Source organism: Selenomonas sp. oral taxon 149 str. 67H29BP, from assembly GCF_000146365.1.
In the GTDB taxonomy this organism is placed as follows: domain Bacteria; phylum Bacillota; class Negativicutes; order Selenomonadales; family Selenomonadaceae; genus Centipeda; species Centipeda felix.
The window spans coordinates 1,726,980-1,743,684 of the sequence record NZ_GL397087.1 but is presented as its reverse complement, the minus strand read 5'-3'; the positions used below and the strand labels follow the sequence as shown (position 1 = coordinate 1,743,684).

Here is a 16,705-nt window from a genome sequence, read left to right as displayed (position 1 = left end):
AAGACATCCGAAACACGGCCTTTCTGTGCAACAAAAAACAGACATCACCATACGCCTGCGCTCTGCGCAGAGATCGCGGTAATGCCTGCCGAACAGTAACACCTTTGAATCTTACATTTATTATAACGACTTTCTGTGTTTTGTCAATATGAAGCTGCCGCATCGGCAGAGATTCGTGCCGATGCTTTGACATCCGATGTGCACCGCCCTATAATCGGACATGACAGAAGGGAGAGCAGCAGCATGACGCGCGAACCACCAAAACACGGCGAGATCTGGCGCCACTTCAAAGGGAAGCTCTACCGCATTGAGACTGTGGCTGAGCACACGGAAACGGGCGAAATGCTCGTCATCTATCAGGCACTCTACGGGACATACGGCATCTACGCGCGCCCGCTCGCGATGTTCCTGAGCGAGGTGGACCGCATAAAATACCCCGGTGCCGCACAGAGGTATCGGTTTGAGCGAATCAATACGGCGCACGACACATAACGCCGTGTGTATTTTACCCGCGCCCGACAGCAGGTATGCGCCACTTTATCGCGAATTACACCAAATCATACAGATACGAGCATGACAGGAATCATGCCAAGGAAGAACTGAACTGATTGAGAATGGAGAAAAATCTATGGATCAGGCAACACTGACGCTCATCGTCCTCGCCGCTGCGGCGGTGCTCTTTGCGACCGAGGTCATTCCGCTCGCCGTCACAGCGATGAGTGCGGCAATCGTCCTCGGGCTCCTCGGTGTGCTGACGCCGACACAAGTCTTTGCCGGGCTGTCGAACCCCACCGTCGTCCTCTTTGCGGGCATGTTCATCATCGGCGCAGCGATGTTCCAGACGGGACTCGCACAGCAGATCGGCATCGCCGTCGTCAGGCGCTCGGGCACGAACGAGCGCGCGCTGATGGCCGCCCTCATGCTCATCACAATCATCCTCTCGTCGGTCTCCTCGAACACGGCGACCGTTGCGTGTCTGATGCCCGTCGTCATCCAGATTTGCCGCACGGCACAGATCCCCGTCTCGCCGCAGCTTATGGCGCTCGCCATCGCCGCGAACGTCGGCGGCACGATCACGATGATCGGCACGCCGCCAAACATCCTCATGAGTGCGACCCTTGAGACGGCGCATCTGCGCCCCTTTGGCTTCTTTGAATTCGCATGGATCGGCATCCCGCTCTCCCTTATGGGCATGATCTACATGCTCACGATCGGCCGCCATCTCTGTCCACGTCACCTCGCACTGGAGAGTGCCTCCGAGGAGTCGGAGGCGGAGAAAAGCGATCCGCGCAAAATGGTCATCTGCGCCGTCATCCTCATCGTCGTCGTCCTCGCCATGGTGCTCGAAAAGAGCATCGGCGTCGACATGGAGACCATCGCCATCATCGGCGCACTCGCCTGTGTCCTGACGGGCTGCCTGACAGAAAAGCAGGCGTATCGCGGCATCGACTGGACAACGATCTTCCTCTTTGCAGGGATGCTCCCGCTCGCCAATGCCATGGAGAGCAGCGGCGCGGGGCAGCTCATCGCGAATGTTGTCGTCGGGCTCATGGGCGATGCTCCCTCGCCGATGCTCATCATCACGGCGATGTTCATCCTCTCATGCGGGCTGACCCAGTTCATGTCCAACACGGCGGCGGCGGCACTCCTCGCCCCCATCGCCATCTCCATCGCGCAGACCATCGGCGCGGAGCCGTACCCGATCGTTATGGCCATCGGCATCGCCGCCTCCTGCGCGTTCACCACACCGGTCGCGACCCCGCCGAACACGCTTGTCCTTGCTGCGGGACAGTTCCGCTTCATGGACTACGTCAAAATCGGCCTCCCGCTCGTCCTCCTCTCCCTCATCGTCTGCGTCCTCATCATCCCCCTCGTCTGGCCGTTCTGACACGCCAAAATTGCATAAAAAAGCTGCCGCATGAACGATCTCCTTGACCTGACCCCCAAAAGTTAGATTTCTCAAGTCTGCTTCTGGGGGTCAGGTCAACTGTCGTCCAGCCCGGTTTTTTATACTCGTAATAGACGGTCTTGCGCTGCACTCCCGCAAGGCGTTCCCGAACATAGTCCAGTTTTCCCTGGAAATACTTGATAAAAACGTCCGTCTCCTTGCCAAAAATCGTGCCTGCCAGCCGATAGAGTGCCTCAAACTTATCCGTAGGGAAACATGAACAGCGCTGCTTTCTTCCTATAATATTCAGAAACGTCAAAAATGGATGACCAGACGAAAATATTGTGGTATACTGTGAGCAAAGCAAAGTGCCGACCGTGTTCTTTCGTTGTCGATTTTTAAGGAGAATTGCCCATGAAACGCGAAGAAGTCGCCCACCATCTCGAAACCTTTGACCCCGAGATCTACAACCTTTTGGAGGAAGAGCGCCAGCGTCAGCGCTACACACTCTCGCTGATGCCGAACATGAACGCCATGTCGCCGTTCGCGAAGTACCTTGAGGGCAGTATTCTGACCAACAGCTTCTTTGACCGCAGCGACGAGACACCGACCGGCGGTCTCCATCTCGACGCGATCGTACGGGAACGTGCGAAGCAGCTCTTTCACAGCGACCATGCCATCGTCCGTCTCGGCAACATCGTCGCCGCCTCGCGCGTCGTCTTTCAGGCACTGCTTGCAGAGGGCGACATGGTGCTCTCGCTCAATCTGCGCAAAAAGGATCACGTCGCAGGGCTCTCCTACCGGTTTGAAAACTACGGCATCGAGCCGGGCACGCAGGAGATCGACTGGGGTGCCGTACGGGAACAGGCAGAGCGCGTAAAGCCGCGCCTCATCATCTTCTCCCCGGTCAGCTTCCCGCGGACAATCGACTATCAGATTCTTTACGAGATCGCACAGACCGTCGATGCGTACCTCTGGGTCGACATCAGCCAGAGCGTCGGGCTGGTCGCGTCAAAGCTCGTCCCTTCCCCCGTCCCGCTCGCCGATGTCGTCACCTTCTCCACGCGCGACTCCCTGCGCGGCCCCGACGGCGCCATCGTCCTTACGAAGACAGACCTCGCCGCACGTATGGATGCCGCCGTCATCAACACGGGGCATGAAGCGCTGCACATGAACCACCTTGCCGCGCTCGGCGTCGTCCTGCGCGAGGCGGGCAGTGAGCGCTACGCCAGCTACGCTGCACAGGTCGTGCAGAACGCTCAGGTGCTCGCGCGCACCCTCGCCGACCACGGTGCATCCGTCCTCTGCGGCGGCACGGATACTCACCTTGTCCTTGCCTCCGCTGCCGCCGGCATCGACATCAATGCAGCAGTGAAAGCAATCTCTCAGATGGGCATGCGTGTCAAGCTCGACACCGTCCCCACCATGAACTCCGGGCTCTTCCTGCACGCCCTGCGCCTCTCGACCTCGAATCCGACAACACGCGGCCTGCTTGAGGAAGATATCGCTTACATCGGCTCTCTGCTTGCAAAGCCGCTCACCACGGTTCTCACTTCCGAACAGATCGAGGCAACGCGCAAGGAAATCGTTGCCCTCGTCAAGGATGCCCCCCTCTTCGACGATGAGTGGATGGGGGATTCTGAGAACTGAGTATAACAGCCTTATCCGTAACATTTGGCAAAGAGATCAAAAAAGACGCCCACATAGGCGTCTTTTTTGTGGAACGATTCTTTATCCGATGTGCCGCTGCCGATACCGCACGGATCTCCCCTGCCATCGGCGTAGGTTGGCACAGAATGTATGGTCTCAAAGAATCTCCGCGCGGATATAGCCCTCGCGCACGCCGCCGTCGCTGCACGTGATGTCCTCGGCGGCAAAGGTCTCCGCGAGGACGCGGGCGATGATCATGCCGGAGACGATGTTGTGGAGGCGGTCGGGCGCGGCGCGCAGGAGAAGGGCGGTGTCGCGCTCCGCGAGCGGACGGCCGCTGCCGAGCATGGCAATCATCGGTGCCAGTGCTGCCGCAGCGATACATCGCTGTGGCTCCATCGGATAGAGGAGTGCATGGAGGCGGCTCGTGCTGCTGAGCACTCCGCCGAGCCCGACGAGATGCTGGGCGCGCAGGGCGCACACCGCAGGCATCTCCACGAGGATCTCCCGCACATCCGCCTCGATCGCCGCACACTCCGCGGGCGTCGGAAAGAGCCCCGTCACATGGGCGCGCCGCAGGGCGAGCGAGCCGAGCGGCAGACTCCACCGTTCCTGCATCGTGCCCCCCGCAAAGGAGACGATCTCCGTGCTGCCGCCGCCGATGTCCGCCATGATGCCATCCGCATAGGGGATGCTCGCCGCCGCCCCGCGAAAGGCGTACGCCGCCTCCTCCGCGCCCGAGAGCACGCGGATGCGGACGCCCGTGCGCCGCTCGATCTCCGCGCGCACGGCAGCGCGGTTCGTCGCCGTGCGCAGCGCCGCCGTCGCGAAGGCATGGACGCGGCCAATGCCGAGGGCGTCGATGAGATCCACGAATCCGCCGAGGATCCTCACCGTCAGATCAACGCCCTCGCGCGTGAGCCGCCCATCGGCGAGGCAGCCCGCGAGTCCCGCCGTGTGCTTGCGCTTCATGAGCATCGTAAACGCATCGTCCTCGATCTGATAGACCGCCATGCGGATGGTGTTCGAGCCGATGTCGATGATCGCATGCAGCATCGTGCTACCTCTTGAGCCCGCTGCCCGGAATCGGCACAATCACGCGATAGTTGTCGGGCATCCCCTCGGCAAAGAACGCCCGCGCCCCCGCGAGCGCCGCCGCGGCCGTCAGCTCCGCATAGATACCGCGCTCCCCGAGCGCCTTTGCCGCCGTCAGGATCGCGCCGTCCTCCACGGCGATCGCGTCTCCCTGACTGCTGCGCAGCGCCCAGAGAATCGCCTCCATGCGCGGCGGCTCCTCCACGCGGATGGTCTCGGCGATCGTATGCCGATACGGCGTGCGCGGGAACCCGTGAAACGCATCGACGACGGGCGCGCACTTCGTGCTCTGCACACCGACGAAATGCGGCAGGCGTCCGATCTCCTCGAACCCCTGATAGAGCCCGAGCAGCATCGTCCCGTTTCCGATGGGGACGAAGATATAGTCGGGCACGGTGCCTCCGAGCTGGTCATAGATCTCATACGCCATGCTCTTGACCCCGTCGATAAAGAGCGGGTTATAGATATGGGAGGCGTAGTAGGCATCCCCGAGCTCCTCCTGCGCCATCGCCATGGTATGTGCACGGCCATTCGGCACACGGACAATGTCCGCCCCATACGCTGCAATCTGCTTGACGCGCTCCGCCGCCACATCGTCGGGGACGTAGACGCGGCACGCGATCCCCGCCGCCGCCACTGCCGCGCCCGCGTTGCCCGCTGTGTCCAGTGCCACCTTGTCGATACCGATATGCGCCAGCTCCCCGATGAGCCGCTTTGCCCCGCGATCCTTGAACGAGCCGGTCGGCTGACGATCCTCCATCTTGAAATAGAACCGCTGACCGTCCATCATGCGCGGCAGGAGGGGCGTCGGCATCTCGCCGAGCGTCACCCCATCATGGACATCCTTTGCATCCATCGCACTCTGGTACAGACGGAACAGGCCGCCGCACTCACATTGAAAAGAATGCGTCGCAACGGGATACTCCTTTTTGCATTGTTCACAGAAAAAGTGCATCGTAATCCTCCTATTCCTTCCCATCCACAGGCGCAGCAGGTACGCCCGCCGCATATATCGGCGGATCGACATCCTCGGTCAGCGCATGCGTCCCAAACATCGTCGTCAGCGTCTCACGCGTAAACCCGTACGTGGACGCCGAGAAATCCTGCCGTGGATCGTAGCGGTTGTTCGGCGCACCGAGGAGGCCACAGACCGTATCGTACATCATATCGTTCGTAAAGTACGCATCCCGCCGCCCCGTCAGTGTCGCCGTGCGGCGCGGCATCGCGGCGCGGTATTCGGGCGAGAGATAGATGAACATGGGAATGCGCACCATATCGAACTTAAACACATCGGGATTGTGCGAGATCTGCAGATTCTCTCCATGATCGGAGAAATAGACCATCGCGCGCAGGTTCAGATTCTTCTCCGCATAGGCAAAGATCTCCGCGAGGATATGATCCGTATAGAGAATGCTGTTCGCATAGGACGGCGCACTCGTCGCCGTCGAGTCACCCGCCGCCGAGACAAATTTCGCCCACGTATCGGGGTAGCGGTTGTTGTAGTAGATATGACTGCCCATCAGATGCAGGACGACGAAGTTGTTTGCCTTTGGATCAATACGTGTCAGGTACGGGAGCAGGCTCTCGTCATACTTTGTCGTGAAATTGTAGGAGTCATCTGTCCACTCCGCCACGTCCGCCGTCTTGGCGACCATCGTGATCGCACTGTCGAACTGCCCATAGCGCCCCTGATTGCTGAACCAATACGTCTTGTAGCCGATCTTCTTCGCCACATCGAGAATCGACGCCGACTCATAGAACTCCTTGTCGTTGTACTGGCTCTTCTCTGTCAGCGCGCGCTCCAGCACGGGAACGGTCTGCGTCCACGAGGAGTAGACATTCTGATAGATCAGGAATCCGTCCCGGCTCGCCATACTCTCCAGCCACGGCGTATCCTCGTACGGGAAGCCCGGCGTATAGGCGTGCATATAGTCGCGCGACGCCGACTCACCAATGATAAAGATCACCGTCCCCGGCGCACGTGCGGCAAGCGTATTCTCCAGATCAATGATGAGCGACTCATAGCGCTCGCCCTGATTTAGTCCATACGACTGCGTCTCCTCGACATACGAGGTCACGTCCTTGTATACCCCTGCAATCGAGCACTCGGGCACGAGGGCAAAGAGAACGCCTGCCGCGACTACCATAACCGCGACGAGCGCGCCCATGCGCGAGCCCTCCGCGCTCGGATAGATATGGCGCGCGAGCACGAGGTAGCTGCGGTAGAGGAGATAGACAAAGAGGAGCAGCAGCACCCCGATGCCAAGCGCGGGCAGCGTCCCCACCGTCGACTCGATGTAGTCACCCGCCTCGTGCCAGTTCGTCAGATAGAGCGCCATCAGTGAGGCGGGACTGAGCGCGTGCCAGACCGTCATATAGTACGCGATCTGCGTCAGCGGGATGAGTGACATGAGAAAGCCGAGCACAGCGAGCAGTGCCGCCGTCACGCGCCGATGGCCGAGCCGCAGGAACGCCCCGCCGAGTGCGGCGAGCGCAATCATCTGCGCCGTCCCGATAAGAAAGTCAAAGTAGATCAGTGACTTGTACCAGTCCTGATGGTACGTCCACGCATAAAGCAGCGGGAACGTCAGACACCAGAACAGCCCCGGCACCATCGCCCCGAGCATCCCGCGCGAAAAGAGTGAGACGCCCGTCCCATACTGCAGCAGCATAAGGACGACAAGGACAGGAATGAGCCCGGGGAGAAAATACTCCGCGCCCATGTCCTGTCCCATATTGATATAGGCGGCGACCATGACCAGAAAATAGATGCCCGCCGCCGCCGCATAGCGGATCCACTCATTGGTCCGCTCCACACTTAGCTTCATAAACGAATCCACTACTCCATAATAAAGATCTCTAGATCCTGCCGACCGAAGGACAGTGCCTCCGCGTGCGTATCAAAGGCAACGTCGATACGATAGCCGTTGATTGCATAGCCGATGTCCTCTGCCACAGCCTCGCCGTAGCCGGGGATAAAGACGTGTGTCCCGAGAGGGATCACGGACGGGTCAACGGCGATCACGCCGTGGCGCACAAGCGTCCCCGTCGCCGTATGGCTGCCGTTGCCGGGATCGTACGCACTGTACGCCGTCGCCGACACATAGACTGAGCGTCCACCGCCGCGGCTCACCTGTGGGGGGCGCTCCTCGACGATGCCGAGCGCCGCGGGGTCATAGTCTGCCCCGCCCGACAGCGCGTGGTAGGTCGCCTCGCCGCAGATCCCATCCACGGTGAGCTGATGCGCCGCCTGACAGCGCTCGATTGCCTCGCGTGTCATGGGGCCCGCGATCCCGTCCGCTGCCCCTGCAAGATAACCGCCCTGAATCAAAAGCTCCTGCACGTGCTTTACCGCACCGCCGCGCATCCCCTCCTTGACGAGGATATGTGCTGCCTCGGCGGGCATCTGCACCACCAGCGGTGCACAGACCGCCAGCGCCGTTCCCGCCGCGAGACTGCGGCGCAGCGTCCGCTGTGTCCGGCGCATCACGCGTCGACGGCCAAAGATATGTTTCACCGCGAAAAGGAGTTTTCGTATCTGTGTCATTCGGATGCTCCCTTCATTTCTCAACGCGCTGCAAGTCATTCCCCCATCGGCGGCACGCCTCATACGCTTCGATTGGCTGTATGGAATCCGTGCCCTCCACGCAGCGCATCCATTTCTTTTGATGGAAATATTTTACTATAAAGAAGGAAATCCGTCAAACCTGCGCCAACTCAATCGCAGGAGCACGCGCGATCAGCCCGTCCTCCGCCGCGTACCGATAGAAGCAGCGCAGCCCCTCCAGCGTCTCCGCGTCCAGCTGCCAGACCACGGCGTGACCGAGATACGCCGTCAGCTCCGCGCGCGTAAAGCGCCCATCTGCGAGCACCTCGCCGATCGCCGCGTCCTTTACGCGCGCCCAGTGGCGGAACCCCCCTGCGATGCGCCCGTGCACCATGCGGAGTGCCGCGGGGTGCGCCGCCGCGAACGAGCGCGCCGCCGCCCAGATCCCGAACACCATGCGCAGCCCCGTCAGCAGCTTCCACTCACGTGCGAGGTCGTAGATATAGATCCCCTCGGGCGGATGATGGTAGAGCTCCAGCGCATCATCACCGATGAACATCGACGCCGCCGCACCGCCCGGCACGGGGTCAGCGAGCGTGAGTGGCCGCACCTCATACGTCGGCGCGGCATCATAGCGGCGGTGCAGAATGATCTTTAGCAGCACATGGGACGAGGCGGACTTATCCGAGAGCAGGACGCGCTGCGTCCCGATCTCTTCTGCCGGCACACGACTGACGAGAAGCACGCTCCGCACATCGCCGTCCGAGGCGATGCACACATCGGGCAGAATAAGCAAATCATCGGCATGATGCGCGTATGTAATCGACGAGACCCCCGACACATCGAGATGCTTCGCCTCAAGACGGTCGTTCAGCTGTGCGGGCACCGCACGCAGGATATCCAGCCCCTCCGCCGCTCCATGCGCAAGCGCATACGTCAGCGGCAGCACATTGAGAAACGCTATATGACCCACGCGTGGCACCATGCGCAGCCCTCCCTTTTTCTGAGTTACACCTCTATTATAATCCCAATGCGCCAAAATGAAAATATATCTTTTCCGTTTGTTTGGTCGTCTCTAGGGAATTAGCGATAACATTGGTACTCGGTTGCCTTCCATGCGCCCCTATGGTATAGTGAGGGCAAAAAGAACATCCTCTCCACCGCGACGAGTACGCATAGGCGCGGTGGCAGTAGTAGCGGATGAGCCGTTACACTCACCGTTGACACTGGATGTTCTTTTTGCATGCCTTCCCTCATGCGCATTTCTCTTAGGCATAAAAATAGGCTATTGCGCGAAGCTATAAACTTCGTACAACAGCCCTTTTCGTTCTTATACTGCGACAGGCCTCCGAACCTCCGGTCGAGCATCCTCCCGCCGGCTTGGTTTCACCAAGTCTCCCCAGATGCTCTCACCGTGCAGGAGTTTCCTGCACTCCTCCGGCGTGAACGGTCTGTCGTCGATAGGACTTCTTGTCTTATTTACTTCTTCCATACCATATCCCCGTCTTTCCGCAAGATTTCAGAAACTCATGCGTTTCTTTAACGAGGCAAGTTCTGTGCTCGACTGGAGCGAGACGTGGTCTCTTTCTCCGAAGATGATGGCTTTACTGGAAATATACAATATTCTTTCTCATATTGGCGTGCTTTATCTGATAGCTTACTATATAATTGTCGTTGTATTCTTCTGTCTCGTTTTCATCTTACGAAAGGAGCTTCTCATGCGGAAAAGAATCACCTCCCTGCGCCGCTTCTCCCTTGTCATCGGCGCGGCGTTCCTCTGCGGAATGCCTGCGGCATACGCGGCCTCAAACAACGCTCCTGCCTCCATCGCCGCCGCTGCACACAAGACAGCGGCATCCCCCGTCGTCGGCGACCCTGCCGCACTCCCACAGGGTGCCGCTCTCTCTCCTGCGGCAACAGCACAACTGACAAAGCGCCTCGATGCAATGATTGGAGATACGGGCACAAAGGTGCCCGGGCTTGGTGTTATTCTCTACCGCAACGGACAGGAAGTGTACAGTCACTTTGCCGGCAATCGTCGTTTTCTCCGCCAGAACCCAATCGCAGCGGAGCCAATCACACGAGATACACGGTTTCGCATCGCCTCCGTCTCCAAACAGTTTACGGTATTTACCCTGATGCAGCTCGTCGAGGAAGGAAGGCTTGGCCTTGACGACGATGTGAGCCGCTATCTCGGCTTTTCGCTGAGAAATCCCGCCCACCCCAACACCCCCATCACGGTGCGGATGCTCGCGAGCCACACCTCATCGCTGCGGGACGGGAAAGTCTACAGCATCCTGCCATCGGTCAGCGTACGTGAGTTCTTCACCCCCGAGGGACGTTACTACGAAAACGGCGACCACTTTGCCCCTGCAAATGAAGCTCCCGGGCAATATTTCTGTTATGCCAATATCAACTACGGACTGCTCGGCCCATCATTGAGAAAGTGACAGGCGAGCGCTTTGACCGTTACCAAAAGGAGCACATTCTAAAGCAGCTGGATACGGCAGCAGACTATGTGCCCGGCAATCTTACGAAGCGCGGCTTTGCAAAGCTCGGCACGATCTATCAAAAGAAGGACGAAAACGGCACCTGGAATGAAAATGGCCCCTGGTACGGCGAGGCGGATAACTATAACGGCCGTCAGCCGAAAGCGGAGTCCATCTACCTGCAAAATCCGTATGCAGAGGACATTCAAGGATGGTTCTCCCTCACAGGCTATGTGCCCGGCACGAATGCAACGATGCTCTCCCCGCAGGGGGCGGTCTGCGCATCTGCTATGAAGAGCTGACACACGGTTTGGAACTGCTGATGAACGGCGGAACCTATCGCGGGAAACAGATTCTCTCTCCTGCATCCATCCAAGAGATGCTGCGCCCCCAGTGGCAGTATGATGCAGCGCAGAAAAACGGGAACACCGCCGGCGGCACACTGTTGTCCTATGGGCTTGGCGAACTGCAGATCGCAGGCGACAGCACGGCGCGTGTGAACCGCAGCCATGTGGTCGATCTTGTCGGGCACAACGGCGAGGCGTTTGGTCTGCTCTCCGGCGTATTCTTCCGCCCCGGAACGAAGGACGGCTTCGTCTACATCATGAACGGCGAAGCCGTCGCCGAGGACGACGACCCGCGCAGCGCAGGCACATTCAGCGGCAACTACATCTGGGAAGAGGAGATCATGGATGCCCTGACCGAGGCTCTGCTCTCGAAAGATTAAAGTCCCTCCGATAAACCACCTCCTCGAATCGGCGTAGATTTTTCACCCAAACGAGATGGAAAACCGGACACCGTATACGAGCCCGTGGCAGTTGTTTCATCGAAGTACGAAACGTTGTGCCAAAAAATCTTGAATGTATTAGTGATTTCTTAAATTTGAGAAAGCTGGATTGAACGTCTCTGCAGGATGCATAATCCTTGTGTAAAATCTGCTTTGACATGCTTTTTATGCCAGTTCCCGGTGTCATCAAACATTGGGAACTATTTTTTTACAAAAAAAGGCGCTGGTGCACGTTTATTGCGTGCACCAGCGCCTTTGGCAGAATTTCCTAAAATACCCACTCTGCATTCACGCTGGATGAATACAACGCGGGCATTTTAACAACATTTGACTATCTTCCGTTCAGCAATGTCAGCGAACGGCCTTTGCAATTCCGCTCACAATATACATCATCGCGGTGGCACCGGGATCCTGCCGCCCGACAGATTTCTCCTGGTAATATGCAGCTCGCCCATGAACAGACTGCATGGTCTTCGTCTTCTCTGCACCATCCTTCGCCGCTTCATAGGCTTTCTGCCATGCATCGGAAAGAGTGTCACCAGAAGCAGCCGCTGCACCAAGTGCTTCTACAGCAGGATGGAGTGCATCGAGCATCGTCTTGTCACCGGGTTTCGATTTCCCACGCTCCATCACGCCGGCAACGGCACCCTGCCCCATCTTGACCATATCCTGCAGCGTGAGCTCTGTCTTCCCCTTTGCTGCAGGCGCCGCCTTGATGAAGCACACCGAAATGAGCGTCCCCATTGTCGACGGCACCGTCGCATTCATCTTCATGCCGAGCTTCATCATGATCTTGCCCATATCCGTCTCATCAAGGGTGCGAATCTCCTCTGCCACGGCAGTAAACCCGTTGACCATCGTAAGGCCGAGATCGCCGTCGCCCATGGCGCCGTCAAGTTCGATCAGCTCTTCCTTCGCGCCCTCCATGACGGCAACAATCGAATCAAGGATTTGCGTCAGTTCTTCCTTTCGAACAATATCCACCATGTGCCTCCTTACTTTGTCTGTGCAAAAAACGGAGAATGACACGGAGCATCAAGCAGCTCCTTCAGCTCATCATCCAGACGCAGCAGCGAAATGGACATCCCGGCCATCTCAAGCGAGGTGGCGAATTCACCCACATAGTTGCGGTGAATGGAAATTCCTTTTCCCTTCAGAATCTCCGCCGCTTTGCGATATGCGATGTAGAGCTCCTCCTTCGGCGTAGCCCCAAGGCCATTGATGAGAATGGCGACTGTATCTCTGGACACAAACGGCAGATCCTCCAAAATACGGGAGAGCATCGTCTCCACCGTCGCATCGATTGTTTGCAGTTTCGTCCGCTCAATGCCTGGTTCACCATGAATGCCCATGCCGATCTCCATCTCGTCGTCATGAATCGAGAAGGTTGCCTTTCCCGCCTCTGGGACAATGCACGGCGTCAGTGCCACCCCCATCGTCCGCGTATTGTCTACTGTTTTCTGGGCGATACGTGAGACCTCATCCAGCGAAAGCATCTTCTCTGCCGCAGCACCGGCAACCTTGTACGCGAAGACAAGTCCTGCCACACCGCGGCGTTTATCCTCACTGCCCTTTGGCGCAGAGGCAACATCGTCCGTGACGAGAACCTCACGAACCTCAATGTCGTCCATCTCACAGAAATCCTTCGCCATACCGAAATTCATAATGTCGCCGCCATAACGGCCATAAAGATGGAGAATACCGGCACCACTGTGAATTGCCTTGTCCACCTCATACATATCCTCTGCACTCGGTGAGGCAAAAACATTGCCGATTGTCACGCCATCGCAGAGTCCATAACCGACATAGCCGAGAAACACGGGCAAATGACCGGAACCGCCGCCCGTCGCTATAGCAACCTTGCCTTTCTTCTTTGCATCGGCACGTACCATACGGTGCCAGCTGCCGTCCAGAATCTTCAGCTGATCTGAATGCGCCGCAATGATCCCTTCCACCGTTTCCCGTGCGAAGTCCTCCGGCTTATTGATCAATTTTTTCATCAATGACCCCTCCCTTTTCCTTCCGAGATCGATACGGTTTATTTCTGAAGGAGCTTGATCTCTTTCGGATACTCCCATTTCTGCAGTTCATTCTTCGGAACGGCAGGCGGCTCCTTGCCGCCAAGAACCGTCAATGTCGTCAGATAGATCTCAGCCATCTCCTCGACATAGGAAGCCTTTAGCAGTGCCTCCTTAAGCTCGCTGCTGTCCACAGCAATAACGCCATGCTTCTCCATGAGCGCAACATCCGAGATCTTCAGCGGCTCGACAATGGACGAGGCAAGCTCCGGCGTCCCGGGTCTGCCGTATGGTGCAACCGGGATATACCCCTCCTTGCAGCCAAGCGTAGCAATCTCATAGACGACCGCAGGAATGGGCTTATTCAGCACAGCAAAAGCCGTCGCGATCTTCGAATGCGTATGCGCAATCGCATGGATCTCCGGGCGCGTCTTATATGCCATGAGATGCATCAGCGATTCACTGGTCGGGCGCTGTCCGGTTTCCGCCTCCACCACCTCGGCATTCATATTCATGACAACAACATCATGATAGGACATCTCTTCACGATCCATGCCGGTCGGTGTGATGCAAACCAGCTGCGTCTTTTCGTCACGTATGCTGAAATTCCCCGAACGATGCTTGCAGAGTCCCATGCGGTCTGCCTGAAGTGCATACTCTGCAACCTGTTTCTTCAAATCCTCTAACATAACAGTGCCTTCCTTTCGCGCACAGCAATTTTTCACTGAAATTATGCCTTATTGTCTGCCGTCTCAAGCTCAGCATCGCGCGCCTTCATCCGCTTGAAATACCAAACGAACAGTGCACAAAATGCAATCAGTACACCAACGCCTGCAGCCTCTCCGTTAAACGCATGTGCCAGAGCCCAGCGGAATTCGGGTGCTTCCAGCTGAATCCACGTAATATACTGTCCTGCATTCACCTGCAGTGTTCCTGTCTGCGCCGCCATATCGGTCAGCATACCGGCAAAACTCGTTGCAACCCAGAGATACGTAGGTGTTGCAATAATGCAGATGATAATCATACGAATGAGGTTCCCGCCCGTGACAATCAGTGCCGGAACCGCAACTACCACATTGATAACGGAAGCCAGAGGAATAACATTGTTCATATCAAAGTAGCTGAGACCGACTGCCCACAGGAGTTCAAACGGAACCAAGATAATGGCAGTCACCCAAAGTTCGGACGAACCGGCAAGGAACGGCCAGTCAAGTCCGACATAAAACTCACGTCCCTTAAAGCGAGCCTTCATAAATGCACCCGCTGCGTCAGCGATCGGTGCGAGAGCCTGCATGAAAAGCTTTGCCACCATCGGGAAGAGAACGAGCGAGGTCGCAACCTGCATCGCTGTCGTCAGAACGCCCTTGAGATCATATCCGCCCATGACAGCGATCAGTGCACCGATGAGGAATCCCATCACACTGTTCTCACCAAAGAGGCCGAGTTTCTTACGCATATCCGCAGCATTCATATTGATTGCATTCAGTCCGGGAACAAAATCCAGAGCACGATTGATGAGTGCCAGCAGCGGAGCCTGCAGCATCATCGGATGTGTACAGGTAACTCCCGGGATCTTGCAGATGCGATACAGCTGCTTCTGTATCAGATCACCATTGATCAGCTCAAAGACAATCTGGATGCCTGCGGCAATCAGGCCAAACACCAGACTGCCCGTCAGCCCCATGACCATTGCTGCGACAAAAATCTTCCCCCAGACGTTCCAGAGGTCGACGTTAAGGCAATTCGTCCATTTCAGCGCAAGCATCAAGAGATTGATGCCGATCTGCACAGGGAACAGAATCAATGCATACGGCCACGCCCATGCGATCGCCGCAATCGGCGACCAGCCAACGTCAATCGCCGTCAGATGAAGGCCTGTATGTTCCACCAGAGCCGTCGCCGCTGGTCCGATCGCATCAAACATAAATCCGAGGATGACATTCATGCCGGTGAATGCGATACCGAGCGTCAAACCCGCGGCAATCGCCTTTTTCAGCTTCATCCCCATGGCGAGTCCCAGGATAATCATAACAAGCGGCAAGAAGATCGCCGCTCCCAATCCAAGGATATAATTGACTACATCCAACATAGATAAACTCCCCCATTACAGCGTAAGAATCATGCCTCGATATAAGACTTCAGCTGCTCCCATGTTTCATCCATGCCAACACCGGTCAGGAACGGAATCCCGCTCACTGTCGGCTTGCCATAACTCTCTGCATCGCTGGATACAATGGAAACATAGATATCACACTGGTCAATGATACTCTCGAGGGATTTGATATCAACTGCCTCAACAGAGGCATCCAGCCCCTCATCCTCGATCATATTTCCGATCTTGGATGCAACTGTCTGGCTGGTTGCCACACCGGATCCACACGCAACAAAAATCTTCTTCATGTTATCGCCCCTTTCGGCATACGAGCTCCCCACAAATCAGGAAGCAAAAAGCACTCCATTTCGTACCTCTTTAAGGAATACGAAATAATATGACAATATCCTCAGGCAACGACCTTCGAAAGTTTTTCGACAACGGCCTTTGGATTATTTGTCTCATAAAGATCGACAAGTTTTCCCTCGTCACAGAAAATGGACATAAACTTCCCAAGCATAATGACATGTCCCTCGGGATCATCAATGGAGAGCATGAACACAAGACGTGCCGGCACATCTTTTCCAGTGCCGCCCATCTCCTTAAACGTAACAGGATGCTTTAGCCGTGCAACCAGAATCGCCGCCTCAACGGCATGCGCCGCCGCAGCATGCGGCATCGCTATTGCAACCCCCTTGGTATTAAGCCCCGTCGGATAGGCAGCTTCACGTTCCAAAATCGCCTGCGGATAGGAATCTTTTACATACCCTTTCTCCCGCAGTACATTGGCCAGCTTCGTTAAAAGCTCTTCCCGATCAGCCGCCTCCACATCAAATAAGACAAGATCCTCGTGCAGCAATGCCATTCATACCACTCCCAATCAAACCATATTGTTTACGGCGTTTATTATATCATTAACAAAGAAAAACACAAGGCCATCTGCAGATTCGTGCAAGAATACAAAATATATGGTGCGTTAGGAAATCATCAATAAAATAGAATTCACCAGATGGATACAGTCCTTTTGTATGATTGAACTGAAACACCAGCCATAACGCAAAGGCGGTGCCCCTCATAGGTACATAAAAAGCGCAGGAAATCGTTTTCCTGCGCTTGACCACGCTTTCATGCCCAATTGG

General features: G+C 56.8%; 17 protein-coding genes. 6 read left to right on the top strand and 11 right to left on the bottom strand.

Annotated features, from left to right (window positions below; translation table 11 throughout):
• Positions 1 to 243: 243 nt before the first annotated feature.
• The 3 genes from HMPREF9166_RS08225 to HMPREF9166_RS08215 all read left to right on the top strand — a co-directional run bounded on the left by HMPREF9166_RS08225 (position 244) and on the right by HMPREF9166_RS08215 (position 3,538).
• Positions 244 to 492 (top strand): DUF1653 domain-containing protein, encoded by a 249-nt coding sequence (locus HMPREF9166_RS08225; RefSeq protein WP_009753538.1) that lies wholly within the window; start codon positions 244 to 246, stop codon positions 490 to 492.
• 136 nt (positions 493 to 628) lie between these two features.
• A complete protein-coding gene (locus HMPREF9166_RS08220; RefSeq protein ID WP_009753537.1) occupies positions 629 to 1,888 on the top strand; it encodes an SLC13 family permease in 1,260 nt (419 codons plus the stop codon).
• 414 nt (positions 1,889 to 2,302) lie between these two features.
• Positions 2,303 to 3,538 carry a serine hydroxymethyltransferase gene (locus tag HMPREF9166_RS08215; RefSeq protein ID WP_006690659.1) on the top strand — a complete coding sequence of 412 codons (1,236 nt, stop codon included), beginning with the start codon at positions 2,303 to 2,305 and terminating at the stop codon, positions 3,536 to 3,538.
• A gap of 156 nt (positions 3,539 to 3,694) precedes the next feature.
• On the opposite strand, the gene HMPREF9166_RS08210 is transcribed toward HMPREF9166_RS08215, so the two are convergent.
• From HMPREF9166_RS08210 to HMPREF9166_RS08190, 5 genes are all read right to left on the bottom strand, one after another.
• Positions 3,695 to 4,594, bottom strand: a complete 900-nt coding sequence (locus tag HMPREF9166_RS08210; protein WP_009753535.1) for a phosphatase — start codon at positions 4,592 to 4,594, stop codon at positions 3,695 to 3,697.
• 4 nt (positions 4,595 to 4,598) lie between these two features.
• A complete protein-coding gene (locus HMPREF9166_RS08205) occupies positions 4,599 to 5,588 on the bottom strand; it encodes a pyridoxal-phosphate dependent enzyme (RefSeq protein WP_039981242.1) in 990 nt (329 codons plus the stop codon).
• 10 nt (positions 5,589 to 5,598) lie between these two features.
• Positions 5,599 to 7,461: a phosphoethanolamine transferase gene (locus tag HMPREF9166_RS08200; RefSeq protein WP_039981240.1), complete on the bottom strand. Its 1,863-nt coding sequence runs from the start codon at positions 7,459 to 7,461 to the stop codon at positions 5,599 to 5,601.
• 11 nt (positions 7,462 to 7,472) lie between these two features.
• On the bottom strand, positions 7,473 to 8,180 hold the full coding sequence (locus HMPREF9166_RS08195) for a peptidoglycan-binding protein (RefSeq protein WP_039981239.1): 708 nt from the start codon (positions 8,178 to 8,180) through the stop codon (positions 7,473 to 7,475).
• Positions 8,181 to 8,334: 154 nt separating this feature from the next.
• On the bottom strand, positions 8,335 to 9,165 hold the full coding sequence (locus HMPREF9166_RS08190) for a menaquinone biosynthesis protein (RefSeq protein ID WP_009753531.1): 831 nt from the start codon (positions 9,163 to 9,165) through the stop codon (positions 8,335 to 8,337).
• 733 nt (positions 9,166 to 9,898) lie between these two features.
• On the opposite strand from HMPREF9166_RS08190, the gene HMPREF9166_RS13100 reads away from it, so the two are divergent.
• The 3 genes from HMPREF9166_RS13100 to HMPREF9166_RS13090 are packed head-to-tail and all read left to right on the top strand — an operon-like array spanning position 9,899 to position 11,396.
• Positions 9,899 to 10,630 carry a serine hydrolase gene (locus HMPREF9166_RS13100; protein ID WP_254655022.1) on the top strand — a complete coding sequence of 244 codons (732 nt, stop codon included), beginning with the start codon at positions 9,899 to 9,901 and terminating at the stop codon, positions 10,628 to 10,630.
• The gene (locus tag HMPREF9166_RS13095) at positions 10,627 to 10,971 is read left to right on the top strand and encodes a hypothetical protein (protein WP_009753529.1); all 345 of its coding nucleotides are present in this window, start codon (positions 10,627 to 10,629) and stop codon (positions 10,969 to 10,971) included. The genes HMPREF9166_RS13100 and HMPREF9166_RS13095 overlap by 4 nt, the downstream gene beginning before the upstream one ends.
• Before the next feature lie 8 nt (positions 10,972 to 10,979).
• Positions 10,980 to 11,396 (top strand): hypothetical protein, encoded by a 417-nt coding sequence (locus HMPREF9166_RS13090; RefSeq protein ID WP_009753528.1) that lies wholly within the window; start codon positions 10,980 to 10,982, stop codon positions 11,394 to 11,396.
• 411 nt (positions 11,397 to 11,807) lie between these two features.
• Here the strand turns inward: HMPREF9166_RS13090 and dhaL are convergent, their stop codons facing one another.
• From dhaL to HMPREF9166_RS08155, 6 genes are all read right to left on the bottom strand, one after another.
• Positions 11,808 to 12,443 (bottom strand): dihydroxyacetone kinase subunit DhaL, encoded by a 636-nt coding sequence (dhaL, locus tag HMPREF9166_RS08180; RefSeq protein ID WP_009753527.1) that lies wholly within the window; start codon positions 12,441 to 12,443, stop codon positions 11,808 to 11,810.
• 8 nt (positions 12,444 to 12,451) lie between these two features.
• A complete protein-coding gene (locus tag HMPREF9166_RS08175) occupies positions 12,452 to 13,456 on the bottom strand; it encodes a dihydroxyacetone kinase subunit DhaK (RefSeq protein ID WP_009753526.1) in 1,005 nt (334 codons plus the stop codon).
• A gap of 38 nt (positions 13,457 to 13,494) precedes the next feature.
• Positions 13,495 to 14,163 (bottom strand): class II aldolase/adducin family protein, encoded by a 669-nt coding sequence (locus tag HMPREF9166_RS08170; RefSeq protein ID WP_006690680.1) that lies wholly within the window; start codon positions 14,161 to 14,163, stop codon positions 13,495 to 13,497.
• A 41-nt stretch (positions 14,164 to 14,204) separates the two neighbouring features.
• Positions 14,205 to 15,563 (bottom strand): PTS galactitol transporter subunit IIC, encoded by a 1,359-nt coding sequence (locus HMPREF9166_RS08165; protein ID WP_006690681.1) that lies wholly within the window; start codon positions 15,561 to 15,563, stop codon positions 14,205 to 14,207.
• Between the two features lie 29 nt (positions 15,564 to 15,592).
• Positions 15,593 to 15,874: a PTS sugar transporter subunit IIB gene (locus tag HMPREF9166_RS08160; protein ID WP_006690682.1), complete on the bottom strand. Its 282-nt coding sequence runs from the start codon at positions 15,872 to 15,874 to the stop codon at positions 15,593 to 15,595.
• 101 nt (positions 15,875 to 15,975) lie between these two features.
• The gene (locus tag HMPREF9166_RS08155; RefSeq protein WP_006690683.1) at positions 15,976 to 16,431 is read right to left on the bottom strand and encodes a PTS sugar transporter subunit IIA; all 456 of its coding nucleotides are present in this window, start codon (positions 16,429 to 16,431) and stop codon (positions 15,976 to 15,978) included.
• Positions 16,432 to 16,705: the final 274 nt, after the last annotated feature.